At 62.8% G+C, this 24100-nt stretch carries 30 protein-coding genes; 29 read left to right on the top strand and 1 reads right to left on the bottom strand.

Features of this window, described 5'->3' with window-relative positions:
• Nucleotides 1–116: 116 nt before the first annotated feature.
• From AC0KVN_RS25925 to AC0KVN_RS25785, 29 genes are all read left to right on the top strand, one after another.
• Complete coding sequence (locus AC0KVN_RS25925; protein ID WP_483656599.1) at nt 117–290, top strand: hypothetical protein; 174 nt, start codon at nt 117–119, stop codon at nt 288–290.
• A 186-nt stretch (nt 291–476) separates the two neighbouring features.
• Complete coding sequence (locus tag AC0KVN_RS25920) at nt 477–965, top strand: terminase (RefSeq protein ID WP_483656598.1); 489 nt, start codon at nt 477–479, stop codon at nt 963–965.
• Complete coding sequence (locus tag AC0KVN_RS25915) at nt 931–2925, top strand: phage terminase large subunit family protein (protein ID WP_483656597.1); 1995 nt, start codon at nt 931–933, stop codon at nt 2923–2925. The genes AC0KVN_RS25920 and AC0KVN_RS25915 overlap by 35 nt, the downstream gene beginning before the upstream one ends.
• A gap of 1 nt (nt 2926) precedes the next feature.
• Entirely contained in the window at nt 2927–3145 is a 219-nt protein-coding gene (locus AC0KVN_RS25910; RefSeq protein WP_483656596.1) for a phage head-tail joining protein, read from the top strand.
• A gap of 1 nt (nt 3146) precedes the next feature.
• The gene (locus tag AC0KVN_RS25905) at nt 3147–4661 is read left to right on the top strand and encodes a phage portal protein (RefSeq protein ID WP_375178050.1); all 1515 of its coding nucleotides are present in this window, start codon (nt 3147–3149) and stop codon (nt 4659–4661) included.
• Nucleotides 4658–6826: a ClpP-like prohead protease/major capsid protein fusion protein gene (locus tag AC0KVN_RS25900; protein WP_483656595.1), complete on the top strand. Its 2169-nt coding sequence runs from the start codon at nt 4658–4660 to the stop codon at nt 6824–6826. Before AC0KVN_RS25905 ends, AC0KVN_RS25900 begins: the two co-directional genes overlap by 4 nt.
• 65 nt (nt 6827–6891) lie before the next feature.
• Nucleotides 6892–7119, top strand: coding sequence for a hypothetical protein (locus tag AC0KVN_RS25895; protein WP_375178048.1), 228 nt, complete (start codon nt 6892–6894; stop codon nt 7117–7119).
• Nucleotides 7120–7125: 6 nt separating this feature from the next.
• Nucleotides 7126–7464, top strand: coding sequence for a DUF2190 family protein (locus tag AC0KVN_RS25890; RefSeq protein WP_483656594.1), 339 nt, complete (start codon nt 7126–7128; stop codon nt 7462–7464).
• Nucleotides 7464–7820 (top strand): head-tail joining protein, encoded by a 357-nt coding sequence (locus AC0KVN_RS25885; protein WP_483656593.1) that lies wholly within the window; start codon nt 7464–7466, stop codon nt 7818–7820. The genes AC0KVN_RS25890 and AC0KVN_RS25885 overlap by 1 nt, the downstream gene beginning before the upstream one ends.
• A complete protein-coding gene (locus AC0KVN_RS25880; RefSeq protein WP_483656592.1) occupies nt 7817–8497 on the top strand; it encodes a DUF6441 family protein in 681 nt (226 codons plus the stop codon). The genes AC0KVN_RS25885 and AC0KVN_RS25880 overlap by 4 nt, the downstream gene beginning before the upstream one ends.
• A 1-nt stretch (nt 8498) precedes the next feature.
• The gene (locus AC0KVN_RS25875; protein ID WP_483656591.1) at nt 8499–8936 is read left to right on the top strand and encodes a hypothetical protein; all 438 of its coding nucleotides are present in this window, start codon (nt 8499–8501) and stop codon (nt 8934–8936) included.
• Nucleotides 8937–8951: 15 nt separating this feature from the next.
• Nucleotides 8952–9890: a phage tail tube protein gene (locus tag AC0KVN_RS25870; protein WP_483656590.1), complete on the top strand. Its 939-nt coding sequence runs from the start codon at nt 8952–8954 to the stop codon at nt 9888–9890.
• A gap of 11 nt (nt 9891–9901) precedes the next feature.
• Complete coding sequence (locus tag AC0KVN_RS25865; protein WP_483656589.1) at nt 9902–10243, top strand: hypothetical protein; 342 nt, start codon at nt 9902–9904, stop codon at nt 10241–10243.
• The gene (locus tag AC0KVN_RS25860; protein WP_483656588.1) at nt 10243–10830 is read left to right on the top strand and encodes a hypothetical protein; all 588 of its coding nucleotides are present in this window, start codon (nt 10243–10245) and stop codon (nt 10828–10830) included. The genes AC0KVN_RS25865 and AC0KVN_RS25860 overlap by 1 nt, the downstream gene beginning before the upstream one ends.
• 32 nt (nt 10831–10862) lie before the next feature.
• Nucleotides 10863–11018 (top strand): DUF7697 family protein, encoded by a 156-nt coding sequence (locus AC0KVN_RS25855; RefSeq protein ID WP_483656587.1) that lies wholly within the window; start codon nt 10863–10865, stop codon nt 11016–11018.
• Complete coding sequence (locus AC0KVN_RS25850; RefSeq protein ID WP_483656586.1) at nt 11005–13059, top strand: hypothetical protein; 2055 nt, start codon at nt 11005–11007, stop codon at nt 13057–13059. Before AC0KVN_RS25855 ends, AC0KVN_RS25850 begins: the two co-directional genes overlap by 14 nt.
• On the top strand, nt 13056–13652 hold the full coding sequence (locus AC0KVN_RS25845) for a hypothetical protein (RefSeq protein ID WP_483656585.1): 597 nt from the start codon (nt 13056–13058) through the stop codon (nt 13650–13652). Before AC0KVN_RS25850 ends, AC0KVN_RS25845 begins: the two co-directional genes overlap by 4 nt.
• The gene (locus AC0KVN_RS25840) at nt 13652–14170 is read left to right on the top strand and encodes a hypothetical protein (RefSeq protein ID WP_483656584.1); all 519 of its coding nucleotides are present in this window, start codon (nt 13652–13654) and stop codon (nt 14168–14170) included. Before AC0KVN_RS25845 ends, AC0KVN_RS25840 begins: the two co-directional genes overlap by 1 nt.
• Before the next feature lie 62 nt (nt 14171–14232).
• The gene (locus AC0KVN_RS25835) at nt 14233–14856 is read left to right on the top strand and encodes a hypothetical protein (RefSeq protein WP_483656583.1); all 624 of its coding nucleotides are present in this window, start codon (nt 14233–14235) and stop codon (nt 14854–14856) included.
• A complete protein-coding gene (locus AC0KVN_RS25830) occupies nt 14849–15262 on the top strand; it encodes a DUF6950 family protein (protein WP_483656582.1) in 414 nt (137 codons plus the stop codon). Before AC0KVN_RS25835 ends, AC0KVN_RS25830 begins: the two co-directional genes overlap by 8 nt.
• Complete coding sequence (locus AC0KVN_RS25825) at nt 15255–17549, top strand: phage tail protein (RefSeq protein ID WP_483656581.1); 2295 nt, start codon at nt 15255–15257, stop codon at nt 17547–17549. Before AC0KVN_RS25830 ends, AC0KVN_RS25825 begins: the two co-directional genes overlap by 8 nt.
• The gene (locus AC0KVN_RS25820; protein ID WP_483656580.1) at nt 17549–18100 is read left to right on the top strand and encodes a hypothetical protein; all 552 of its coding nucleotides are present in this window, start codon (nt 17549–17551) and stop codon (nt 18098–18100) included. Before AC0KVN_RS25825 ends, AC0KVN_RS25820 begins: the two co-directional genes overlap by 1 nt.
• 24 nt (nt 18101–18124) lie before the next feature.
• Entirely contained in the window at nt 18125–20476 is a 2352-nt protein-coding gene (locus tag AC0KVN_RS25815) for a right-handed parallel beta-helix repeat-containing protein (RefSeq protein WP_483656579.1), read from the top strand.
• On the top strand, nt 20476–20661 hold the full coding sequence (locus AC0KVN_RS25810; RefSeq protein ID WP_483656578.1) for a hypothetical protein: 186 nt from the start codon (nt 20476–20478) through the stop codon (nt 20659–20661). The genes AC0KVN_RS25815 and AC0KVN_RS25810 overlap by 1 nt, the downstream gene beginning before the upstream one ends.
• A 483-nt stretch (nt 20662–21144) precedes the next feature.
• Entirely contained in the window at nt 21145–21696 is a 552-nt protein-coding gene (locus tag AC0KVN_RS25805) for a hypothetical protein (RefSeq protein WP_483656577.1), read from the top strand.
• Between the two features lie 29 nt (nt 21697–21725).
• Complete coding sequence (locus AC0KVN_RS25800) at nt 21726–22088, top strand: hypothetical protein (RefSeq protein ID WP_483656576.1); 363 nt, start codon at nt 21726–21728, stop codon at nt 22086–22088.
• 24 nt (nt 22089–22112) lie between these two features.
• Entirely contained in the window at nt 22113–22799 is a 687-nt protein-coding gene (locus AC0KVN_RS25795) for a glycoside hydrolase family 19 protein (protein WP_483656575.1), read from the top strand.
• Nucleotides 22800–23054: 255 nt separating this feature from the next.
• Nucleotides 23055–23339 (top strand): hypothetical protein, encoded by a 285-nt coding sequence (locus tag AC0KVN_RS25790; protein ID WP_483656574.1) that lies wholly within the window; start codon nt 23055–23057, stop codon nt 23337–23339.
• The gene (locus AC0KVN_RS25785; protein WP_483656573.1) at nt 23336–23797 is read left to right on the top strand and encodes a hypothetical protein; all 462 of its coding nucleotides are present in this window, start codon (nt 23336–23338) and stop codon (nt 23795–23797) included. The genes AC0KVN_RS25790 and AC0KVN_RS25785 overlap by 4 nt, the downstream gene beginning before the upstream one ends.
• On the opposite strand, the gene AC0KVN_RS25780 is transcribed toward AC0KVN_RS25785, so the two are convergent.
• A complete protein-coding gene (locus AC0KVN_RS25780) occupies nt 23794–23952 on the bottom strand; it encodes a hypothetical protein (RefSeq protein WP_483656572.1) in 159 nt (52 codons plus the stop codon). The two genes, AC0KVN_RS25785 and AC0KVN_RS25780, sit on opposite strands and share 4 nt — an antisense overlap.
• Nucleotides 23953–24100 lie beyond the last annotated feature (148 nt).

Below are 24100 nucleotides of genomic sequence, written 5' to 3'. Positions count from 1 at the left end.
ACGAAGCATAGCGTCCGGCATGATCCCTACTCGCTGGGTGGCAACGATTGCTACAAGGCTGAGGCCCTGATTGTGGCCGGATATGACAAGGCCATCGAAGCGGCGGAGAGGATGGCATGAGCCATCACCCCTGCCCTGCGGATCAGATGGAGCGCCTTGCCGGCGAGCTCCACAGCCTGGCCTTCGACATGCGCGAACCATCCCGATCGATCGGCCGCGTCGAGCGCATCATCGCCGAGGGTGAGCGGATCAGCGCCGAGGTGCGCGCGCTGGTGCGCGGCCGAGGCTGACACGTAACAAAGTTGCGCAACCACGCAACGAACCACCCCGCCCTTGGGTCCTTCCCGGCCAATCGGCAAGTACGGGGGGCAAAGGCGCAGAAGCTCGCTAGCCACAGGAATCGCCTTAGTTCTTCCTCCCTATAGTAATAAACGACGGTTTTCTGCGGGTTTCACAGTAATCGGACAGGGAAGTGCATGGACATCGACCTGAACGAGCCAACCAGACCGCAACTTGCCGCACTATTCGGATGCTCCAGCCGCTGGATCGGCGAGCTGCGCGCCAAAGGCGACCTTCCGGCTGACGGCGCAAGCTGGACAGAGAACCTTGAAGCCTGGCTGTCGATGAAGACCGGCCGGCAAGATTCCGACGCTCTCGATCTGGAAGCGGAGCGCGCGCGCCTCGCCAAGGAACAGGCTGACGGCAAGGCGATGGACAATGCCGAACGCCGCCGGGAACTGGCATCGCGCACCGACATGATCGCGGCCGGCACCGGCGTCATCATCATGGCCGTGGCGCGGCTCCAGCAGGTCGGCGCGCAGGTCGCGCTGGGGGACACGAAACTGCGCAAGAGGATCGAGACCGCGATCAATGACGTGCTGACCGACATCAGCATGACGCGCGTCGAGAAGGCGCTTGGCGGGGGCATGGATGAGGAAGACGCCCCCGACGAAAGCGCCGATTGAGCCAATATGCGTCCAGGGCGATGACGGTGTCATCGTCGCCGAAGCTTGGATCGATGCGTTCCGCCCCAAGATCCGACCGCCGCTGTCGCAATTCATGTGCGACCATGCTCGGTCCGACGATGGCGCGAAAATCAGGCCGTTCCCGTTCCAGTCGGATATGGCGGACGCCTTCACGGATCCGGAAACCTCGCAGGTGTCCGTCCGCAAAAGCAGCCGCATCGGCTATTCGACGATCCTGCAGAGCTTCGTCGCATGGCGCATCAAATATGATCCCGCCCGCACGCTGATCTACCAGCCGACGATCGATGACGCGGAAAAGTTCAGCCGCGATGATCTCGATCCGGTGCTGCAGTGGGATGTCGTCCGGTCTGTCGCCCAGTTCAAGCCGCGGCACTCGGATAACCAGATCCGGGCGAAGCGCTACAAGGGCGGCTGGATCCAGATCAAGGGCGCCAACAGCCCGAAAGAATTCAGGCGCGTCACATCCGACGACGTGTTCCTCGAAGAATGTGATGGCTATCCCTGGGCGTCGAAAGAGGAAGGTGACCCGGCCCGCCTCGCGTTCAAGCGCAACCTGACTTCGCCGCGCCGGTTCAGCGCGGCCGGTTCCACGCCGAAGGTCAAAGGATTCAGCCGGATCGACGCGCTGTTCGATCAGGGCAGCCAGGAATTCCGATACGTCCCCTGCCCCCATTGCGGGCACGTGCAGACGCTGATTTTCGGTGACGGCACTGGCCCGGGTATCCGCTGGGCACCAAAGGAGAATCCGACCCGCGCCTGGTACCGGTGCGAAAATGGCTGCGACATCGATGAGGCTGAAAAGCCATGGATGGACGAAAACGGAGAGTGGCGCGCCCATAACCCGGATGCGTTCCCCCGACATCGGTCCTTCCATATCTGGGCAGCATATAGCCAGCACCCCGGCGCCGCCTGGCTGGAAATCGCGCGCGAGTTCATGGAGGTCCGCAAAGATCCGAACCTCCTACGGACCTTTGTCAACCAGGTCTTGGGCGAGGCATGGGCCGAGCGAGGCGAAGCGCCGGAATGGCAGCGCCTCTATGATCGGCGGGAGAAGGCGATGTCGCTGGGCACCCCGCCGGCATGGGCCGGATTGCTGATCGGAGCGGCTGACGTCCAGCGCGGCGGCGGCGGGCGCATCGACATGGATATCTGGGCATTTGGCCCGGGGCGCAAGCGGGCATTTGTCGAGCGCGTCGAAGTGTTTGGGCCGATCGCCGACAAGAAGACCTGGGCGGCGCTCGATAAGGAGGTCGCCCGCGAGTGGCTGGCGGCAGATGGACGCTCGATGCGCCTGGCGCGCGCCGCCGTCGATTCCGGTGACGGCGAGAATACAATGGAGGTCTATCGGTGGGCCCGCCAGCATCCTGGGTTCGTCATGGCGGTCAAGGGTCGCGCGAGCATCGCTGCCCAGCAGGCAATCGGCTCGCCGAACTGGCAGGACGTCACAGTCAACGGGAAGAAGCTGAAGCGCGGCGTCAGGCTCTGGAACATCGGCACATCGATGCTGAAGATGGAGCTTTACGGCCAGCTCGGGCTGGAGAAGCCGGTCGACGGCGAAGATTATCCCGACGGCTACATCTACATCCCCGACGGGACGGGTGACGAGTGGATCAAGCAGCTGGTCGCCGAAGAACTTCGTTTCGTGAAGCTGCGCAACGGCGGCGTGCGGCGGGAGTGGCACAAAACACGGGATCGCAACGAAGCGCTCGACAACGCCATCTACGCCCGTGCGATCGCGATCAGCCTGGGCGTTGACCGGTGGACGTCTCGGCAATGGCAAAAGGCCACAGGGCAGTTCACCGCGCCGCGCGACGTTCCTGCGCCAGAAGCTGAACACGAAACCGTCACCTCGGATGCGCCGGCATCCTCGCCTCCAAAGGCGGCACCACGCCCCAAGAGAGCGCGGAAAGAAAACCCTTACACCAGCCGGAGGCGCTGACATGACCACATGGAAGCAGAGCGATCTCGCCGCCGTGCGCGCCGCGATCGCAAGCGGCGTCAGGTCGGTGACGTTCGCCGATGGTCGCAAGACCGAATATCATTCGCTCGATCAGCTTTTGGCCGCTGAGCGCGTGATCGATGCTGCGCTTCAGATGCAGGACCAGGCCATTAGCGGCGTTGTTCGTCGTCGAACTCCCTACTATCGCAGCGGGCTCTGACGTGAAGCTGATCGATCGGATCCTGCGCCGCGCGCCTGGCGACGCCGAGAAGGCCTCATCGGCGTCAACGCAGCGGATCCGCCGCGGAGCGCGCGCCGAATATGATGGTGCCACTGTCGGACGCCGCGCGGCCGGGTGGCGACGGACCAAACTCGATGCCAACGGCGAACTGTCGCCCGCCGTCCAGGCGGCCCTGCGCGGAATCGCGCGGGACCTCGATCGGAACAATCCTTGGGCTACCGCTGGCGCGAACAAGATCGCTGAGCATCTGGTCGGAACCGGGATCACCTTTCAGGTCTATCGTAACGGCAAGGTCGACGATGTTCTGAACGCGTTGGCCCGCCAGCATTTCGACCGGACGGATTGTGACACCACTGGCCGCTGCGACCTCTACGGCTTGCAGCTTAAGGCCGCGAGATCGATCGTCGTCAGCGGTAGCGTGCTTCTTCGCAGGCGGTGGCGCCGGATGTCTGACCGGTTGCCCATACCGATGCAGCTCCAACTTCTGGAGCCCGACTACATCGACATGTCGCGCGATGGCCCGATGGCCGTTGCGGCGGGCTCGACCGGCGGCTTCTATGTGCATGGGATTCAATTTTCCCCTCTTGGTCGGCGCGAGGGATATTGGCTCTACAATGCCCATCCCGGCTCCGGCCGGCCCGCTTCATCCAGCTCTACGTTCGTTCAAGCAAGAGATGTCGCCCACATCTTCCGTGCGGATCGGCCAGAGCAGGAGCATGGCGCGACCTGGTTCGCGCCGATCATTCTGCGCCTGAAGGATTTTGGCGACTACGAGGACGCGCAGCTCACCCGACAGAAAATTGCGTCAGCGTTCGCGGGCTTTGTGAAGGGGGATGTCGAAGGCGCCTTTCCCGGCATTGGGTCGGATGATGAGGAAGACCCGGCCGACCGTGAGCCGCTAGATTTTGTGGAATCTGGCACCGTTCAGTATCTGCGGCCGGGCGAGGAAATCACCTTCCCTTCGCCGCCTGGCGTCGACGGCTACATGGACTATTCGAAGGTCTCGCAGCGTGCGATCGCGGCCGGCCTTGGTGTACCGTATGAAATGCTGACCGGCGATCTTTCGGACGTCAGCTTCATTTCCGGGCGGCTGGGCCGCCTCACCTTCAAACGTGCTGTCGACACCTGGCAGTGGCTAATGTTCATTCCGCAATTCTGCGCGGCGATAGAGCGTTGGTTCATCGAAGCTGCTGAAATGCAGGGGCATGACGTCAGCGGGGTGTCCATGCGGTGGACCCCTCCCAAGCATGAGATGCTGGACCCGGCGAGCGAAGTGCCCGCCAACCGTGACGCCGTTCGATCCGGCCAGAAAACACACAGTCAGGTCATTCGAGAGAATGGCGACGATCCCGACACCTTCTTTGCCGAGATGGCTGAAGACCTGAAGCGGTTGGATGAGCTCGGCATCGTTCTCGACAGCGATCCGCGGCGCGTCACCCAGGCCGGCAATGCCGTGCAAATTCCCAACGCGGACCAGAGGAACCCCGCAAAATGACTGAAATCCTGATCTACGGGATCGTCGGCGATAGCTGGGACGGTCTCGACGCCAACACGCTCGTTCCGCTCATTTCCGACGGTGACGATAATCTGGACGTCCGGATCAACAGCCCCGGCGGATACGTCATGGAGGGCCTTGCGATCTACAATGCCATCATTCGCCAGAAGGCGAAGGGGCGCAAGGTTACCACCCATATCGACGGCCTCGCCGCATCCATGGGTTCGGTCATCGCGATGGCAGGCGATGATATCATCATGGCGGATAACGCTCTCATGATGATCCACAATCCATGGGATTGCGCCTGCGGCGACGCAGCCGACTTGCGCCGTGCCGCCGACAAGCTGGACATGATCCGCGACCAGATCGTCGGGATTTACGCCAAGCAAACCGGCATCGACGCCGACACGCTTATCACCATGCTCGATGCCGAGACGTGGATGACTGCCGTCGAAGCTCTCGCCCAGAAATTCGCCACTTCGACCGAGGACGCGATCACCGTGTCAGCGTCCTACGTCAAGCCATTCGGGTTCAAACATGCGCCCGATAGCCCGCTCATCTCCGCAATGGCGATGGCGCGCACCACCCCGACGGCGCCCGCGCCAAAGACCAAGGACACCCGTATGAACCTCTATCAGACCCGCGCGGCGCTGGTTGCCGCGATCGCCAAGTTCCAGAAGGACGGCGGCACCCAGGATGAGATCGACAAGATCCGCAATTCCGCGATCGCGCTGGATGCCAAGGACGCCTTGCCTGCGACGGGCGCGCTCGCCATGTCTCCGGCACCGCAGCCGACGGAAACCTCGGTTGCGGCGATCACTGCCGCTGACGTCCAGAACGCCGTCGCCACCGAGCGCGCTCGCGTCGCGGGCATCCGAACCCTCGGCGTCAAGCACGGAATGGAAGCTGGCTTCATCGACGAACTGATCAACTCCGACACCACCCTGGCCGCCGCGCGCGAAAAGATCCTCGACAAGCTCGCAGAGGCCGGCGACGCCGCCAATGTGGGCCACAATGGCCCCTCCCGCGTGACGCAGGATGTCCGCGAAAAGTTCATCGAGGGCGCGACCAACTGGATCCTCGTCAAGGCTGGTGTGGCCAACCTCGTCGAGAAGGCAGCCGCCGCGCGCGGCGAGACCGTGAAGATCGATCCGGGCGAGTTCCGCGGCGTTCGTAACGTCGACCTGGCCCGCGAGGCTCTGTCGAACATGGGCGTCAACTGTCAGTCGCGCGACCCTGACGTCATCGTGCGCGATGCGATGACCGCACGCAGCGCCATCATCACCCAGACGACCGGCGACTTCCCGATCCTGTTCGAGAACGCCATCCATCGCACGCTGCAGGCGGCTTACGCGATCACGCCCGACACCTGGTCGCGCTTCGCCGGCATCGGCTCTGTCACCGACTTCCGCCCGCATACCCGATATCTGCGCGGTAGCTTCGGGGCGCTCGACAACGTCAACGAGGCGGGCGAGTTCAAGAACAAGCCGATCCCGGATCTGGCGAAGGAGCAGATCAGCGCAACCACCAAGGGCAACATCATCAACCTGAGCCGCCAGGCGATCGTCAACGACGACATGCAGGTGTTCTCCGGCCTAGCCGTCGACCTTGGCCGCGCCGCGAAACTGACGATCGAAATCGACGTCTACGCGCTGCTCAACTCCAATCCGCTGATGAATGACGGCCTCGCCCTGTTCCATGCGACGCATGGTAATCTGGCCGGCGCTGGTGCGGCGCCCTCGGTCGCTGCTTTCGATGCGATCGACGTTGCCATGGCGCAGCAGAAGGATGTCAGCGGTAACGAGTTCCTCGAAATCGCGCCTTCCGTCCTGCTGGTGCCGCGCGGTCTGCGCGGCGCGGCCATCACCGTTAACGGCAGCGAGTATGACCCGGATGCGGTCAACAAGCTGCAGAAGCCCAACATCGTGAAGGGCCTGTTCAACGACATCGTTGCTTCGCCGCGACTGACCGGCACGGCGTATTACGCATTCGCCGATCCCCAGGTGGCGCCTGCGATCGAGGTCGTTTTCCTCAACGGTGTCACCGAGCCGTTCACTGACAGCCAGGAAGGCTGGCGCGTGGACGGTGTCGAATGGAAAGTCCGTCACGATTACGGCGTTGGCGCCGTCAACTGGCGGTCGGCCTACAAGCAGCCGGGGGCCTGATCGCCTAGCGATCCCCACAAGTGACCGGGGAGGGTCCACCCTCCCCGCATCCCAGGAGAACCAACATGAAGTTCGTGAAACTGCGGACGTCGGCCCATGTGAATGGCGTCCTGCGGCACCCCCATGAGGGCGTGCTGCACGTCACCAACGATGAGGCTGAGCGCCTGTTCGAGAACGAAAGCGCTGACGACGTCACCGCCGACTTCGACGAGGAGCAGGCGGAGGCCGCGCCGAAAGACACCGTCACCACCGCCAAGACGCCGCCCAAGTCGGCCGGCGCCAACAAGGAGTAACCAGCCATGGCAGGCAATTTCATTCAGCCGGGCGACACCATGACCTTCGTCGCCCCCTATGCCGTCGCCAGCGGCGCCGGCTTCTTGGTCGGTGCGATGTTCGCTGTCGCACTCAATGCCGCCGCGAACGGCGCAAGCGTTGAAGGCAAGATCAATGGCGTCTGGACGCTCGCCAAGGCCACCGGCGAAGCGTGGGTGGCTTTTACCACCAAGCTTTATTGGGACAATACCAACAAGCGACTGACCAGCACTGCCAGCGGCAACAGCTATGTCGGTATCGCCGTGCAGAACCAGGCCTCCGGCGACACGACTGGCCGCGCACGGCTGAATGGCGTGCCGGCCTGATGTCTGATCCGTTCGCTTCGGCGCTGGACGCCATTTTCCATGCGCCCGGCTCCGAAGCGGCGGAACACACTTCAATCTATGGGGTCCGCACCCCGGACGTCCGCATCATCCGCGGACGCAATGACCAGATGGCACGCCTGGGTAATGGCCAGATCGTCACTGGGTCGATCATTGTCGAAATCCGCAAATCGGATCTCGCTGATCCGCGGGATGGTGACACCCTGATCGCCGGATATCTCGATGACGCGGGCGAGTTTGTGCCCGGCGAAGAGCTTCGGCTGACCGGCGAAGCCGTGGGCGATGCCGAGGGACTGGCCTGGACAATCGGCGCGGAACCGGTCGACTCGTCGCGATGAAGCTGACCTCGCAGCGGTCAAGCACTTCGCTTGCCGACCAGCTTCATGCGACCGAGGGCGAGATCGCCGCCGACATCACCCAGATCATGCGCGAGGAAACGAACGGGCTAAAGGACGACTATCGCAAACAGGTGCGCGATGCGGGCATGGGTAACCGCCTTGCCAACACCTGGCGGTCGGAGACCTATCCCAAAGGCGGCCGCTCCTTAAACCCGGCCGGCTATGTCTGGTCCAACGCGCCGGCGATCATCGACGCTTTCGCTAAGGGTGCCTACATCCGCCCAGTCAACGGCGGCAAATGGCTGTGGATACCGACCCGCAATGTCCCGGCACGTCGCAGCGGCGGCGCCTATGCATCATCCGTAAAGCGATCGAACGGCACGCGCATGTCGCCGGAGGAAGTCGAACTGCACTTCAACGCCGAACTTCAGATCGTGATCGAGGGCAATAAGGGCGAGGCCTTCATTGATGTCGTCTCGGGCCTGTCGGGTGGCTACCGCCGTGCGACGGCGGGTCGAACCCAAGGCCGGCGGGGCATGGCGCCCCGGAAGGCCAAGCCGGTGCTGATGTTTACGCTGACCAGGGGCGTCCGCATGCCGCGCCTTTATGACCTGGATGGCCCGGCCCAGCAGCGCGCGGCCAATGTCGCCCGGCGCATTCGAGCCAAGTGGGGCTGATATGGCAAAAAGCTATGAGGTGGATCAGGCCGTCGCGGCGATGCTGCAGCTGGCGATCCCGGACTATCGCTTCGTGACGCTGGAGGATGACAGCGCCGATCGGCCGCGCCGGATCGACCCGCATGGGACTGTTTGGCTGCGCGACGGGGAGCCGGGCGAACCCGACATCGATCTGTCGCCGCCCACCTATCACTATAATCACCGGATCCCGGTGGAGATCGCGGCCTATGTTTCGTCGGAGCCGCTGCGCCTGGTGCTGGACCGGATGGCCGGGGCGATCGGTGCGGCGATCGCTGCCGACCGATTCCTAGGCGGCCTGGTCAGCTATCTGGATGTGACCGCGCTGGAGCTGGTCAACATCAATGTGACCGGCGGCCAGACCCAAAAGGGCGGGATGTTCGACATCATCGCCACCTATTCGACCAACAGTCCCCTTTAAGACAGGAGCTATACCATGGGCTTTAGCATGGGCATCAATGCCGTGCTGCATGCGGTCGCCGAAACGACCTATGGCACCACGCCGGCCTCCGGGTTCAAGAAGCTTCCCTTCGCAAGTCACTCTATGGGTGAAGAGCGCCCGCTGATCGAGGATGATCTGCTGGGATATGGCCGCGAGGGCCTGGACCCGACCTATGACGTGGCGACGAACGACGGCGATATCGTCGTTCCGGTCGACACCGATGCGTTCGGCTTCTGGCTCAAGGGCATGTTCGGCAATCCCACCACCACCGGGACCGGCACCTACACCCATGTGTTTCAGTCCGGCGCAGGTGTGCTGCCCAGCCATTCGCTGGAGATCGGCAATCCCGATGTCCCGTCCTTTTCTGTCAATTATGGCGCTGTCTGCAACCAGATGCGCATCGGCATGTCACGCTCGGGCATGCTCAACGCCACCATGTCGCTGATCGCCCAGGGCGAAACCGCGCCCGTCGCGACGTCCGTTGCCGGCACCCTGGCCGGCCTGCTCGGCTCGCGCTTTGCCCAGGCGGCCGGCGTGATCAAACGCGACGGCACGCCGCTCGGCAACATCGTCTCTGCGGATCTGTCGATCTCCAACAATCTCGACAAGGTCGAAGTCATCAAGGCCGATGGCCGCATCGGCGGCGTCGTTCCCGGCGTCGTTCAGGCCGCCCTGCGCTTCACGGCACGGTTCGACAGCGTCGACCTGCTGACGCTGGCGACCAGCGGCGTGCCAGTCAATCTCGACGAGATCGGTTGGACCAAGGGGCCGGCCAGCCTCAAATTCGCGCTGCCACGCGTGTTCCTGCCGCGCACCAAGCGCACGATCAATGGCCCGGGCGGGATCACCGCCGAGTTCAACTGTCAGGCTGCCGCGCTGGTGGGCGCGCACAAGGTGACGGCGACGCTCATCAACAGCCAGCCCAGCTATTAAGGATCGGCATCATGACCAAAGCCAAGAATGAGCAGCCTTCGTCCGAAGTCCTCGACGAAATTGCGGCGCCGCTCGCAAGCGATGCCCCTCCCGTCGCGGAAGAAACGCCGCCGACCTATGTCAAGATCGGCGTGACGCCGGCGGCGATCTGTGGCCGCGTGCGCGTGATCGATGCAGAAACCGGCGAGGTCATCAAGAAAGTGATCGAGGCAGATGCGGAAGCTGGCAAGCTTGTGCGCTTCGCGATCGAGGGTGGCGCGCTCGTCCGTGATGGTGACCATTTCCAGACGATCGAGGAAGAGCGCCAGTTCCGCATCGAATGGACGACCGGCAAGCAGAAAGACAGCTTCTGATGCTGAATCTGGACGCGGAGAAGCAGGCGCTGGAACCATGGTGGTTCACGGTTGCGCAGGCCGTGGGCGATCTTTCGGCGGTAGAGGTGCGCTTCATCCCGATCGGCCGCGTCGCGCTGCGCAATGCGCGTCGGGCGGCGGCGGCCGCGATCGGCGAAAATCTTCCTGATGATGACGATGCCATGTTGTCGCCTGAGCTGATGGAGCAGGCCGGCGACGTCATGTCGGAGAGCCTGCTGATGTCGGGCATCGACCAGTGGCGCGGTGTCGGCGATGCGAAGGGCGAACCGATCGATGTGACGCCGGAGCGGCTACGCCTGTTTCTGGCCGACCCGATCCGGTTCGAAAAGCTGGACGAAGCCTATGTTCGTCCCTTCGTCCTGAAGGAACTGGAAAAAAACGTCTTATCGCCCTTGCCGAATGGCATTTCAGCGGGGGCGACGCCGGGACAGGATATTGCCAATCGGTCTGCCAGGCGCACCACCAAGGCCGGTGCAAAGCGAACCCGCAAGAAGGCCGCGCAAAAAGCTGCCCCTATCTCGAAAACGAGCCGGTCACCGACAGCGGAGCGAGTGTCTGGGACGTGATATCCGGCTGCGCCCGCCAGCTTCGCGCTGGCATGGGCGCGCCATATGGGCTCGATTTCAGCGCCGTCCTGGCGCTGGGTGAAGCGCAGAATGCCGACATGCACCTGCTCGCGCAGGTGCTCCCGCCCATCGAGCGCATTCTGCTCGATCAACTGACCGAGGATAAACCGGACGATGGCTCAGGCTAAAGTTGCTGTTCGTCTCGGGACGGAGGGCAAGGAGGATATCAAGCGCGATTTCCGAGAGGTCGGAGACGCCGGCGATGCGGCTGCGGCGCGCGCTTCCAAGGCGTTCGACAAAGCGGCGGGCGACTTCGAATCTGCAGAGCGCCGGATGGCGGCGGCTGCGCAGAAGATCGCAGCGATCATGCCGCAGACGGCCGCGCAGATGCAGATCAACGATAGCGTCGGCACAGGCTCCACGCTGAACGAAGGGTCGGCCCGCGTATCGGCGGCGGCATTCCGCGAGCTTTTTGCCGAACAGGAGCGCCTGACGGCGGGCGCTGCGGCGCTGCGCGCGCAGCTCGATCCGGCATGGGCGGCCCAACAGCGCTTCAACAATGAGATCGCACAGGCGCGCACGCTTGTGGCGGCCGGCGCCATCACGCTGGACGAGTATTGTGCCAAGCTTCGCCTGGAGGAGGCTGCCCTGGAAGGGGTCAGCGCCGCGCAGGCTCATCATGTCGGGACATCGGGCGCCATGCGTGCCGGCATTCAGCAATTGGGCTTCCAGGCGCAGGATTTCACTGTCCAGGTACTCGGCGGCACCGACGCCATTCGGGCCTTTGCGATGCAGGCGCCGCAGGCGATCGGCGCGCTGCAGCTCATGTCAGGGCAGGCTGAGGGTGGCAGCAGTAAATTCGCCAAATTCGCCAGCATAATGGGCGGTCCGGTTGGTGTTGCCATCGGTGTGGCGATCCCATTGGCGGTCATGTTGGGAGAGAAGTTCTTCAACATGGGGGACGACGCCGACAACGCCGCCAACAAGGTCGACCGGCTGGGTGACGCGCTCAAGCGCCTGCGACAGGAACAGGCCAGCCAAGGCGATATTGGCGAAGTTCTGACAAAGGTGAATGCGCTGCGCGACCAGCGGATGAGTTTGACCGTGCCCCGCGCGCGCGGCGAAAGCCCGGAAAGCTATAACCGACGCCTGGCCGAAGCCCGCGGGAAGCTGGACACGCAGATTGCCGACCTCGAACAGCAGATCGCATGGAACGAGGTGGCGCAGCAGGGTAAGCGCGACGCATCCGCCTACAAGGCGACGCCGGCAGCTGCGAAGTCGAGCGGGACGAAGTCGAGCGGTGGCAGAGATGCGCTCCCCAAGAGCGTTCTCGACCTGGACGCGATCCGCAAATCCAACACGGCATGGGGTTGGAACCAAGAGACTGGCGGCACCGCCCGCGACGCACTTGCCGCCGAAGGGGACCGCCTCAGCGATCAGCAGAAACTGATCCAATCCATCAATGATGACATCAGCGCCGGCACGGCCCTGCTCAATGTCGAATGGGAGACGCGCGGCAAATCGCGGCAGGAGATCGAGGCCTCGGTCGAGCTGAAGCGCTTCGAGATAGACCTGCAGCGCCAGGGCCTGGATCTCAGCAGCGAAGCAGCAAAGGATGCGATTGCCCGCAAGGCCTCGCAGATCAGCTTCAATCAGATCCTGGGCGAGAGCGTCGACAAGATGGAGGCGCTTCGTGACATTGGAAGCGATGCGATCAGCAAGTTGCTGGATCCGAGCAGCTGGACCAGCTGGAAGAGTTTGGCCCTTGGGGCGATCAGCGACGTCACCCAGGCGTTCTGGAAACTGGCTGTCATCAACCCGATCCAGAACAAGATATCGGGCGGCACTCTGCCGACGATCGGCAATCTGTTTGGCCTGATCGGGTCGAGCAGCAGCGTGAAGGGCGAGAACTTACTGGGGTCTGCCATCGGCAATAATTACACGCCCGCCGGCGCGATGTTGGTTGGCGAGAATGGTCCGGAAATCGTCAACATGCCGCGCGGCGCCCAGGTCATGACCGCCAGCGATAGCCGGCGCATGATGGCTGGTCAGGGCAACAGCCTGCAGGTGCGCGTCATCAAGGGCGACCTGTTCGATGTCGAGGTCGCGCAGATCAGCGCGGGGGTGAGTGCCGATACGGTTGCGACCGCCGCGCCGCTGATCGCGGTCGGCGCGAGCAACGGCGCGCAGCAGGCTGTGGCAAAGCGCAACGGCCGGAGGCTCGCATGATCGAACTTTCGATCGATACGCCCCGCGCCAGCGTCGAGCCGGCATTTGTCGACGTCGGCGCCACGGTGCGCGGCGGGACGAGCGGTACCGGCATCCGGGTCGATCGGCCGGGCGGCCATTATCGGGCAGCCGTGACGATCGGCATTGGGACCGCGCTGCAACGCCGCGCCCTTGTCTCCGATCTGGTCCGGGGCAAGCAGGAAGGCATCCGCATGCCCTATCCGCTCCAGGGCGTGGATCAGAGCGGATCGGGTGTCGTGGTGATGGATGGGGCGGACCAGGCGGGACGCATCATCAACCTGCGCGGGGTGACGCCTGGCTATTCCGCCCACAAGGGCTTCTGGCTCTCCATCGTCGACGGCGCCGGGCAGCATTATCTGCACAATGTCTTCACCGGCGCGACGGCCGGGAGTGATGGCAAGATGGCGCTGGTGCTGGCGGAGCATCTGCGCGTGCCATTTGCCGATGGCGCGGGCGTCTATCTTGATCAGCCTATGATCGAAGGCGACGTTGCCGGCAATGAGCAGAGCTGGCAGCTGGTGCGCGGCAACAAGCTGATCGGCATCCAGTTCACGATCGAGGAAATGGCCTGATGCGCGATGATCTGCGACATTCCCCGGATGGCTTGGGGGGCTTTCTCATGGACGAGGATCTTCGCGTCAATCTGATGAAGACCTATGAGGCGTCGAATGCCGAGGCAGCGGATCGGCTGAAATTCTCCATCTCCCTGGCGCAGAGCGGCTTGCAGGCGCTTACCCTGATCAACGGCGGCGCGCTGGTGGCGCTGTTCACACTGGTAGGTTCGGCAACGGGTCTGAAATTCGACCTTTCGAGCCTTTGGTTGGCATTCTCCATGTTCGCTACCGGGCTGGTGCTCAACGTCCTGGCCTTTCTCGGCGCGCACCTGTCGCAGGATCGATATTATGAGATGGCGCAGTGTCTGGCATGGGACGCGCAAGATGCGCTGACGGGCCTCACCAGCTCCCGCGATCCGATGCAAAGTCACCGTCTAGGTCTTCTCGCCCAGCGTTGCGCTATCATTGCTGCGATCCTGTCGCTGGCCGCGTTCATCACCGGGTCCGGCTTCGCGCTCAGCGCCGTCGCTCACTGACCAGAATCTGATCGTTCGTAACGGTGCGGCGCTTTGCCGCATCCTTGGCATGGGGGCCGCTGATGCGCCGTATCCGGCTTTCGGGCCTGCTGAAGCTGGAACTGCGCGATGGTCGCGTCATGCGGATCTGCGATGGCGGATGGGTGCCATGGGGTGCCGAAAAGTTCGTCGCCCGTGATCCGACCTTTGGCATATTGGGGGCGATGGAAGCCTTCGAAGAAGGTGTCGGCGATGAAGTGCCGGCATTTTCGCTGACCTTCCTGCCCGCCACCACCGCGGCCGCAGCGGATCTGGCGGCGCCGGGCATGCAGGGATCACGGCTTCGGCTATGGACGGCCGAGCTGGACGACCTGACCGGCCAGATCGTGGGCACGCCCGATCAGCAATTTGACGGGATGCTGGACCAGGTGACGTTCGTCGTCGGCCTGCGGAAACGGGAACTGCGCATGACGATCGTGCCGCGCGGCGAACGCTTCTTCAATTCGAATGACGGCAACAACCTGTCCGACACCTTCCACAAGTCCGTCTATCCCGGCGAACGCGGCGAAGAAAATGCCAGCGACAGCGTGTCGGTCGCCTGGGGCACCGAAGCCTCGCCCGGCACCAACAGCGGCGCCTCCACCCTTAGCGGGCTCGGCGGCGCCTTTTCCAATGCCCTCAATAATCCGAGGTTCGATTATGTCTGATCTGGTCCGCCGTGCGGATGCGACCCGGCGCACGCTGGCCAAATATCGCGCGATGCCATTCGATTGGAAGACGCGCGCCACCTGTATTCATCTCGCCCGGCACCATCTGCGCAATATGGATCACAAGCCGCCGGCAATCCCCGACTTCCGATCCGCCCTGGGCGCGCAGAAGGCACTGGCGAAGCAAGGCTTTGCCGATCTGGCGGCCCTGCTCGACAGTCTGTTGCCGCGTATCGCCCCCGCGCAAATGCTGGTCGGCGATCTGGCGCTGATGGAGGGCGACGGGCCCTTCGACAGCATCTGCATCTGCGTCGGCGGCAAGCTGCTGGGCTGGCACGACGATGACCCGAGCGGGATCAAGCCGATGCTGGCGCTGGAGCAGCCGCTGGGGGCGTGGCGTGTCTAAGACGCTTCGCAAGGTGGCTGTAATCGCCGGTGCCGTCGCGCTGGTGGCCGCAACGGGCGGCGCAGCGCTTGGCGCTTTCGCGCCTGCCGCGCTGGCTGGCACCGCGACGATCGCTGGCACCGGCATCACGGCCGCCACGCTTACCACCGTCGCAACGATCGCGTCGGTCGCCTCGACCGTCGCTTCGATCGCCGCGCAGATGACCGCGAAGAAGCCGCCTGCGCGCGGGACCATCAATCAGGTCATCATTTCGCGCGAAGCGGTGTCGCCGTGCATCATCGGCCGGACCTATTCCGGCGGTGTGCTCCGCCATGACGTGGGCTATGGCGCCACGCTCAAGAAGGTGAAGAACCCCTATCGCGGACAGGTCATCGTTTATTCGGTCGGCGGGCCGTGCCAGGCCCTGGAAGGCATCTACCTCGACTATGCCCAGATCTCCGTCAGCGGCGACGCTGCGACCGGATATTATTCGGGCTTCCTCTATCGCGACTATCGGCGCGGTCTGTGGAGCGAGACGGCGCTGGTACCGCATTTCAGCGGCATGCCGCGATGGGGTAGCGCGTACAAGCTGTCAAGCAAGGCGGCGATCCTATGGAACGGCAAGTTCGATAAGGATGGCAAGCGCTTTGCTTCCGGCTGGCCCACGTCAGGCGCCGTCTGGCAGGGCGTGATGGGCTATGACGCCCGCCAGGACAGCAGCTTCCCCGGTGGGTCGGGCAGTCATCGCGCGGCTGACGAGGCGACATGGACCTATAATGAAGATCCCGGCTCGCAGGCGATCAGCTATGTGCTTGGTCGCTATCGCAACGGCAAGAAGACATTTGGCGCAGGTCTGCCGGTCGACGGCATCATCGTGGATGACTTCGTGACCCTGTCGAATGTCTGCGCCGCTAATGGATGGACGGTTGGCGGCGTCATCTATGAACCCGGCGACCGCTGGGCCAATCTGAAGCGCATCATCGACGCCGGCGCGGCCAAGCCCTTATGGCGCGGCGGCAAGCTCGGCCTCAAGGTCAACATGCCCCGCGTGTCGATCTACACCGTCACCGACGCGGACCTGGCCGATGACGATGTCGAAGTAACGGCGATGCAGCCCTGGGCCAGTCGCCTCAATGGCATCCGGCCCAAATATCGGTCGGAGGCGAACAAGTGGGAATATGTGCAGTCCGACCTGGTCAGCATCTCCACCTATGTCACCGAAGATGGCGAGGAAAAGATCGAAGAGCGCCAGTGGGATCTGGTGCAGGACAAGGATCAGGCCGCGCAGCTGGCGGCCTATGAACTTCTCGACAGCCGGGAAATGCCGATCATCCTGCCGTGCAAGCCGCACATGCGGCATTTCGGACCGGGCGACATGATCACGCTCGACCTGCCCGAGCATGGCCTTGCCGGCCTCGATGCGATCATCATGACGCGCAGGCCCGATCCAGGCACCATGAACGTCACCTTCACGCTGGCGACCGAGACGACGGCGAAGCATGATTTTGCGCTCGGCCGCACGGGCACGGCGCCGCCCACACCGGCGCTGACCGCGGGCGAGGACAAGGATGATATCGCCAGCGAGATCGTGCGCGGCGCGGATGGTTTTTCGGTGGCGCCGGCCAGCTGGGTGAAGGCGATCAGCTGCGCGAGCTCCGGTGCGCCGAATGCTGGCCAATTTCCGATTTCCGCGACCTTTTACGCCTTCCAGGGCGCGCTCGATATCAGCGAAGACCCGCTGACCACATATTCCATCACATCGACCGGCTGCACGGCCTCGTTGGACGGGACAAATAATAGGGTTCTCACTATCAGCAGCATCACTGCCGAGACAGCAAGGGTTGACCTGACGGTCAGCTATGATGGGACGCCAATCGGGGTGAGCTCGGTTCAACTCACCAAGGTTCGCGATGGTGTCGCAGGCGGTGCGCAAACAGACACAAGCATATCGATCCGCAACGCGAACACTTATGTGCATTCAAATGGCGGGCCGTTCACCAGGACGCTGGAGGCCGGGAATTTTGTGTCGCTTTCCGTAAATCTTCCTTACATGACGTCGGGATCGGCCGGCGCGCTTGCTGGCAAGTTCTGCTATCGCACCCCTGCTGGCAGTGGCGCCTGGATCGACGTCAACGACGAAGTGCAGGATGCGTACGGATCACTGCCGGGCGAGCCATCCGTGCTATCATTTTCCGCTTCCATGACCGCGCCAGCGAGCGGCGATTATGAATTCGACTTCGTCAATCGTCGCTACAGCGGCGCGGGAACGATCGCCGTTAATGGCGATGCAAGCTTTGTGCTCAGCTGATGATCGGGGTTTTTGACGTATCGACCGGCGAACTGGTCGAGGTGGTGAAATCGCTTGAAGGCGTCGATCTTGTCAATCGCGACAGTTGCAAGCGCCCTGCTGGCTGGTCGCCTGATAGCTGGTCCTGGAGCGCTCACGCGCGACAATGGGTCGAGGATGTCGAGAAGGTCGAAGTTGCCCTTATAGCCCAGGTTGATGCACGGCGGGAAGAGTTGCGCGCGGCCGTGATGACGCCCGGCGCCGGACAATCCTACGCCTATGCCCAAAAAGCGGCGGAGGTCGCGGACTATCGACGCTGGGCAACGGAATTGGCCGAGATGGACGAAGCCGCGACGATCGCGCGCTTTCCCTTCGCGATGGCGGAGGCCGCGGCGTCCGGCGATGGACTGGCGACGGTGATCGACCGGTTCGATGGGGGCATGACCCTGTCCCGATCGGAAATCGCACGGGTGGAGGCGGTCGCCTGTGCCGCCAAGCGCGCCATTCGCGCGGCCGAGGGCATGCCCGCCAAGCAGGCCGCATTTGATGCCATTCGCTGGATGGCCGACTGATTTTCTAGACGGAAGGACAATGTGATGACCCTGGCGGGCCTCTCCCCCGCCGGCGCGCTGATCGTGCGTGCCGGCGAGCCCTTTGCATTGCAGGTGGGTTATGTCGATGACGCTGGCGATCTGATGGACCTGACTGGCCGCATTTTTGCACTGGCAATCCGTTATACCGACCAGACCCAGCCCATTCTGACGATCGATGCCGAACTGGATGGCCAGGCGCTGACCGCCGTCGCGATCGGAACGGCGGCGCAGGCCAGCCAGATCCATGCCGCAGGCGCATCGCGCCGCCTGTCCTATGATTTCATGGAGCTGACGGGCGGCGCCGTCAGTAGTCGCCTGACCGAACGGGTCGCGGTTGAGGCGGGGTCGGAAATCCCCGGCAATGGCCTTCCGCAATATATGGAGGTCAGTAATCTCCAGATATTGGTCAATGCCCAGCGCAAGATCGTCACCGAACGCGGGCGACCGGGATTTGGCGCGGAGCGCCGCCTGTTCGATGCTGGCCTGATCGATGAGCCGACCGTCCAGAAAATGGACGAGCGGTATTTTGCTGCTGGTGCAGATGCTGTGCAACCTTTTGCGGAGCAAGCAGAATCTGCTCGCGACAGCGCCATCGAGGCGGAAGCTGGGGCCGTTCACGCACGTGGTCTTGCCGCGCAGAGCGCACAGCAAGCGGAGGATATTAAGACCAGCCTTGCCGTCGATGGCGCGGACATCATCCCCTGGGTGGCTCCGGGTGGCGGCTCCATCAGCCGCTCACTGCGCGCCAAGTTCGATGAGCGCGTAACGCCGGCAGACAAGAATGCGACTGGCGATGGCGTGGCCGATGACAAGGCTGCGCTGGCCGCTACTGAGGCGGTTGCGCCGATCATCATCCAAAACAACCACCGGATCAGGTCCAACTTCATCTTCACGAAGCCGGTCCGGTTTATCGGCCTTGGCCGCCTGACGATCGACGCAGGCGTTACAGTGACGTTTGCAGGCGGGCTGACTGGGCCGGATCGTCAGATTTTCTACGGCTCTGGCGTGGTGGCTGGATTGCTGCTGTCCAAGGTTATTTGGTTCGCGGGCGACGTGATGAACACCGCAGCCGACGCGATCGCCCAGCTGCAAAAGGCGGCTGATGCAACGCCGGTCAGCGGAGCGATCGAATTTCCCAAGGGCTATTTCACGATTAGCGGCAGCACGGCGTTGGCTTTGACCAAGGGGCAATATGTCTATGGTTACGGGCCGTATAAAAGTCAGGTCCGCTGCTCTTCCACCGTGATGAATGTCTTCAGCTTCAGCACGACCATTGGCGGTCGCGTTGAGGGCATCTCGGTCCAGTGCATCAATGTCGATGATCCGACCGATGGCACGGTGCTGGACATCGCGGCGTCCTTTACGAGCTTTCACAACATTCTGATACAACAAGCGTTCAGGGCGATCTCTGCAGGTAATTGCACCGGCACGCGGGGCAGTAGCTTCGACATTTTCAACGCGATGCAGTTCGGCGTGCTGCTGAATAATGTGAACGACGTCTTCCTGTCGCAATTCCTGATTTCCGCGCCCATCGACACGCTCACCATCTCGTCTTTGACCGGTACTTTTCAGGTCGGTGAAGTCATTACGTCTGCGTCTGGTGCGACTGCCACTATCACGCAGCTGGTGTCGGCTACCAAGATCAAAGCTGCCGTCTCCAACAAGAATTTCGCCATGCCAGAGACGATCACTGGTGGAACGTCTGGCGCGACTGCTACGGTTACTGCTCAGGTCGTTCCCCACTCTCTGGGTGGCCTACGCCTGACCAACAAGGTGGAAGCCCTCTGCGCGACGGATGGGGATATCATCGGCGGCGTCTACAGCATGTTGACCGATGCGACGACGAACGCGCCGAACGCACGACCGGCCTACAACAAATTCACAAACGTCTACTTCGATAGTTCTGACCTTGGCGTCTATGTCGATAAGTGTGTCGAGTTTGACTTCAACGCCTGCTGGTTCAGCAATCGGCCGGGGCGCGGCATTACGATCTTCACGGCGGATGGTGTCCGGTTTACTGGCGGCGGCGCGATAAACTGCTGGACCAACGGTGTCTTTGTCACCTCCTCCGCAAAGCGTGTGGCTTTTAACGGCTTCGCGGTTCGCGGCAACAGTCAGCAGGCTTCCAATACGCATACCGGGATCGGGATACAGGCTGGCACGACAGACTTTTCGATCATCGGATGCATGTTGAGCGGAACGATCGGCTTTGGAACGCAGTCCTGGGGGGTGGCCGTCGCTTCCGGCGCGTCCGATCGTTACGTCATCGTCAACAATCTTGTGTCTGGAAACGGCACGGGCGGCGTCAGCGACGGCGGCACCGGGGCCAACAAAACTGTATCGGGGAATTGGTAATGGAAATCACGCAATCACGCTTCATGGCGATGGTGGAAGCCACCGCGCCCGCCCTCTTCAAGGCTGGTGATGGGTCTATGGCTGAGGCCCGTCAGATCACGATCGACCGTCAGCGGGCTGCGATGGAAGCAGCGGGGTTCGTCATCATTGACGATCCCGAACTTGCGCCGCCCTCGGCTGATTGACCCCCAGGGGAGCATATGATGCCCAGTGTCAAACCCGGCGATCACATCACCCTCATCCCTGGGATCGAGGGATATCCCCCGACAAGCAGCGGCGGGAGCTATGTTGTCTCTGCGGTCGATGAGGCTGGTCGCTTCTGCGTGGACGGGATGAGCCGATGGCTGGAACCGCAGATGGTGTCGCGCATCCACACGGCCAAGGTTACATGACCATGCACATAAAACAGGGAGCATCGGCGATGACGCCAGGGGTTGGGGCATTTGCGGATCGGCGCGATCAAGGCCGCGTCGGCGTCCTATCCAGGCTCTACCGAGATTGCGCTAGTGATGATCTATAATCGCGCCTTTGCCGTCCTGGAAGCTCGCGCGGCCTATGTTGAAGCGCGCGCGTCTTTCGGCCCGCGTGGGATCGCGATTTGACGATCACCGCCTCGCGCCGCCGAAATCGCGGGTGTCTGCTCAACCGCACAAACCGGAGATAGGTCTATGCTGATTTCCATCCTCGATGCCGCCGGGTCGCTGGCGGCAAAGAGCGCCGCGCGCATGCCGGAGGCAATCGTGCCGCCCAGCTTCGATAACGGTGCGTCGCTGTATCTCTCGAACCTGTTCATCATGACCGCGGCAACCTTTCTTGGCGCGATGATGATGGGAAAACAGGCGAACAGGATCTGGAGCCAGCGAATCTGGGATCATCCGCTCCATCCGGTCACGCTTTACCGGTTTGTGGTGATGCTGCTGGCGACCGGGATCACCCTTAGATGTGGTGCAGAAGCCATGTTCCTATGGGGCTGGAATCCGACCGATGTCGTCATCTCAGCGCGGGTGAGCATGGCCAAGCGCTGGATTGATCCGATAGCGGTGGCATGTGGGATGACCGCATTTTCCATCGTCGTTCTGGGTGAGCCCGGCATCGAGCATCAGCTGCGCAAGGCGCCGCTTCCCGTCGACATGTGGTCGCGCTGGCCCGTCCTGGTCCGCGCGCTTGCTGTCATCATCCTTAGCTTCGTGGCCGCCCTGGCCGCCGTATGTCTGCGGTGAGATTGGGCGCGGCGCTGGGGGCCGCCGCAATGACCTCTATTGCATCTCGCGAACCGGTGATCTGGTGGATCTTCGGTGAGCCGTTTCACGCTGGCCCCACCATCGTCTGCATCTGCGGCGTCATCATCACCCGCGTCATCATCGGCCTTCAGGCCAAGGGCAAGGCCCAGTGGGTGCTCGATATCGCCATCACCGCGCTTTGCCTGCTGGTCGCTACCCTTTGGGTGCAGGCGCAGGAGCTGGAACTGCTGGCGGCCGGCATCACCGGCATCGGCGTCGGCAGTCTGGGCGCGGGCATCATCGGCATCGCCAAGGGCGCAGTCGGCACAAAGGTGCGCGCCGGCATGAACGCCTTTTGGGACGCCTTCAACGGACCGACATCGCCGCGCTGAGCGGCGCATTCAACAGGAGCATTTATGGACACGAAACCGGTGCAACTCCGGCTGCAGGCGGCTGGCCACTATTCCGGCAAGATCGATGGCGACTTCGGGCCGCTGAGCTATGGCGGCCTCTTCTCCTACACCGGCGGCGCCGCCAGCGCGCTCACGCGCAATCTGGGCAAGGCGGCGGCTGAGATGTTCCCGCGCTATGCCATCGTGACGGCGCTGCGCCTGGCGCACGCGTTGGCGCGCTGGGCGGTCGAGACGCGCGGCTTCCGCGTCATGGAAGAGGATTTGAACTATTCCGCCAAGCGGATCGTCCAGGTCTGGCCCAGCCGCTTCCCGACGATCGCTGCCGCGCAACCCTATGCCGGCAAGCCGCAGGCGCTGGCGAACAAGGTCTATGGCGGCCGCTACGGCAACGACCACGTCAATGACGGCTGGCTCCATCGCGGGCGCGGGCCGACCCAGCTGACGTTCGAGGATAATTACCGCAAGGCGAAGGAGCTGACCGGTGTCGACGTGTTGGCCAAGCCGGACCTAGTGTCCGGGCCGCATACCGGCCTGCTGGTCGCCTGCGCCTATTGGGACGATCGCAAGATCAACGCTGCAGCCGATCGCGACGATGTCGCGACCGTGTGCCGGCTGGTCCAGGGGGGCACCGGCGGGCTGGCCGAACAGAAGGCCTACCTCGCGAAGCTGAAGAAGGTTCTGGGCGCATGAATGTCGGCAAGATCCTGATCTCCATCGCGCGATTCGGATGGAAGAAGATCATCAAGCCCGCTGCTGTCGAATACGGCCCGGAAATCGTGGCAGACACGGTCAGGAATCGGGGGAAGCGTGCCCCTGGCACGCGTCGCTATGACGATGGACCGCGCCAGGGGCCTGAGGGAGATAGCGGTCCAGGCAAGGCATAGCAACCAGAGCGGTCGATTCGGCGCCTAGGCGAATCAACTCTGTTCGCATTATGTTCCGCGCATGTCGACGCTAAACAAGAACGACACCGCTATCATCAAACTGTCGCTCCAGATCCTTACCAGTGCCCGCGACGACGGCTCGCAGCAGGCGATCAGGACGGACGCCGTTCGCTTGGCCCTGCGCTGCCTGCGACCGTATATGCGGGAGCAATGGCCGCTGCACACCTTCTGGGATGCCGGCGAAAGCGAGAATGAGCTTGGCCGAAGTGCGAGCACGACCGCCAGCTTGAACGGCGTCATCCATCAACTGCGGACGGCGGGGATTAAAGTGGATGATATTCCATGATGGATAATGGTCGACCGTTTCCGCCGCCGGCCGTCACCCCGTCGATCGGGCTGGCGATCGTTGGCGCCGACTTCCGCACCGACTGCGCGCCGCGTCGCCAGGCGGAAATCGATCGATGCATAGCTGGGGAGCGTGTCACCCTTCGGCCGCTCAATCGGCTGGTCGAAGGCGTGCCGGCCGTTTCGGTCTATTCGCAGCGCGGGCGGCAGATCGGCTATATCAGCCCCTCTCATGCCGATTGGGCGCGCAATCTGCTGCCAGACATCAAGGCGATCTTCCACAAGGCGGACAGCTTCGGGGCGATCATCCGGGTGGCCACAGATGGGGCCGCCCCTACCCTGCCCGAGCCGACCAGACGCGGCGAGAGGATGCGCCGGCCGCACGCCGTGCCAGTCGAGCCTGTGGATGAGTTCTGCGATATTTTACCACGAAAAGCAGGCGGCCGCTGCCGAAGCTAGGACCGGCCACTTTCATAGGGTGATTTTGGCCGCTGCCGTTGGGCAATGCCGGCCTTCGCAGCCAGATCATTGAGAGCGCTATAGAGATCGCCAATCGCTTCTTCGAGCGTCGATACGCGCTGCTTTAGCATCCTGATTTCAGCATCTTTATCCATCAGATCATCTCCAACGCATCACTGTGCAACTGACATTGCTTCATTCCGACAAATTCGGCAACGCCGCAGGATAGCGTCCGTGAACAGATCGTGTATATAGCGGAACAGGCATTGAAATGATTGGATATTGCACTGACTTTTAATCAGT

Source organism: Sphingobium sp. SG1 (assembly GCF_057063145.1).
Note: the sequence above shows the minus strand (reverse complement) of the source record. Positions and strands in the feature narration are given on the sequence as shown.

Bases quoted from the DNA above. Each gene is read 5' to 3' on its own strand.
- AC0KVN_RS25925 (WP_483656599.1), top strand. From the start codon at position 117: ATGAGCCATCACCCCTGCCCTGCGGATCAGATGGAGCGCCTTGCCGGC.
- AC0KVN_RS25920 (WP_483656598.1), top strand. From the start codon at position 477: ATGGACATCGACCTGAACGAGCCAACCAGACCGCAACTTGCCGCACTA.
- AC0KVN_RS25915 (WP_483656597.1), top strand. From the start codon at position 931: ATGAGGAAGACGCCCCCGACGAAAGCGCCGATTGAGCCAATATGCGTC.
- AC0KVN_RS25910 (WP_483656596.1), top strand. From the start codon at position 2,927: ATGACCACATGGAAGCAGAGCGATCTCGCCGCCGTGCGCGCCGCGATC.
- AC0KVN_RS25900 (WP_483656595.1), top strand. From the start codon at position 4,658: ATGACTGAAATCCTGATCTACGGGATCGTCGGCGATAGCTGGGACGGT.
- AC0KVN_RS25895 (WP_375178048.1), top strand. From the start codon at position 6,892: ATGAAGTTCGTGAAACTGCGGACGTCGGCCCATGTGAATGGCGTCCTG.
- AC0KVN_RS25890 (WP_483656594.1), top strand. From the start codon at position 7,126: ATGGCAGGCAATTTCATTCAGCCGGGCGACACCATGACCTTCGTCGCC.
- AC0KVN_RS25885 (WP_483656593.1), top strand. From the start codon at position 7,464: ATGTCTGATCCGTTCGCTTCGGCGCTGGACGCCATTTTCCATGCGCCC.
- AC0KVN_RS25880 (WP_483656592.1), top strand. From the start codon at position 7,817: ATGAAGCTGACCTCGCAGCGGTCAAGCACTTCGCTTGCCGACCAGCTT.
- AC0KVN_RS25875 (WP_483656591.1), top strand. From the start codon at position 8,499: ATGGCAAAAAGCTATGAGGTGGATCAGGCCGTCGCGGCGATGCTGCAG.
- AC0KVN_RS25870 (WP_483656590.1), top strand. From the start codon at position 8,952: ATGGGCTTTAGCATGGGCATCAATGCCGTGCTGCATGCGGTCGCCGAA.
- AC0KVN_RS25865 (WP_483656589.1), top strand. From the start codon at position 9,902: ATGACCAAAGCCAAGAATGAGCAGCCTTCGTCCGAAGTCCTCGACGAA.
- AC0KVN_RS25860 (WP_483656588.1), top strand. From the start codon at position 10,243: ATGCTGAATCTGGACGCGGAGAAGCAGGCGCTGGAACCATGGTGGTTC.
- AC0KVN_RS25855 (WP_483656587.1), top strand. From the start codon at position 10,863: ATGGGCGCGCCATATGGGCTCGATTTCAGCGCCGTCCTGGCGCTGGGT.
- AC0KVN_RS25850 (WP_483656586.1), top strand. From the start codon at position 11,005: ATGGCTCAGGCTAAAGTTGCTGTTCGTCTCGGGACGGAGGGCAAGGAG.
- AC0KVN_RS25845 (WP_483656585.1), top strand. From the start codon at position 13,056: ATGATCGAACTTTCGATCGATACGCCCCGCGCCAGCGTCGAGCCGGCA.
- AC0KVN_RS25840 (WP_483656584.1), top strand. From the start codon at position 13,652: ATGCGCGATGATCTGCGACATTCCCCGGATGGCTTGGGGGGCTTTCTC.
- AC0KVN_RS25835 (WP_483656583.1), top strand. From the start codon at position 14,233: ATGCGCCGTATCCGGCTTTCGGGCCTGCTGAAGCTGGAACTGCGCGAT.
- AC0KVN_RS25830 (WP_483656582.1), top strand. From the start codon at position 14,849: ATGTCTGATCTGGTCCGCCGTGCGGATGCGACCCGGCGCACGCTGGCC.
- AC0KVN_RS25820 (WP_483656580.1), top strand. From the start codon at position 17,549: ATGATCGGGGTTTTTGACGTATCGACCGGCGAACTGGTCGAGGTGGTG.
- AC0KVN_RS25815 (WP_483656579.1), top strand. From the start codon at position 18,125: ATGACCCTGGCGGGCCTCTCCCCCGCCGGCGCGCTGATCGTGCGTGCC.
- AC0KVN_RS25810 (WP_483656578.1), top strand. From the start codon at position 20,476: ATGGAAATCACGCAATCACGCTTCATGGCGATGGTGGAAGCCACCGCG.
- AC0KVN_RS25805 (WP_483656577.1), top strand. From the start codon at position 21,145: ATGCTGATTTCCATCCTCGATGCCGCCGGGTCGCTGGCGGCAAAGAGC.
- AC0KVN_RS25800 (WP_483656576.1), top strand. From the start codon at position 21,726: ATGACCTCTATTGCATCTCGCGAACCGGTGATCTGGTGGATCTTCGGT.
- AC0KVN_RS25795 (WP_483656575.1), top strand. From the start codon at position 22,113: ATGGACACGAAACCGGTGCAACTCCGGCTGCAGGCGGCTGGCCACTAT.
- AC0KVN_RS25790 (WP_483656574.1), top strand. From the start codon at position 23,055: ATGTCGACGCTAAACAAGAACGACACCGCTATCATCAAACTGTCGCTC.
- AC0KVN_RS25785 (WP_483656573.1), top strand. From the start codon at position 23,336: ATGATGGATAATGGTCGACCGTTTCCGCCGCCGGCCGTCACCCCGTCG.
- AC0KVN_RS25780 (WP_483656572.1), bottom strand. From the start codon at position 23,952: ATGGATAAAGATGCTGAAATCAGGATGCTAAAGCAGCGCGTATCGACG.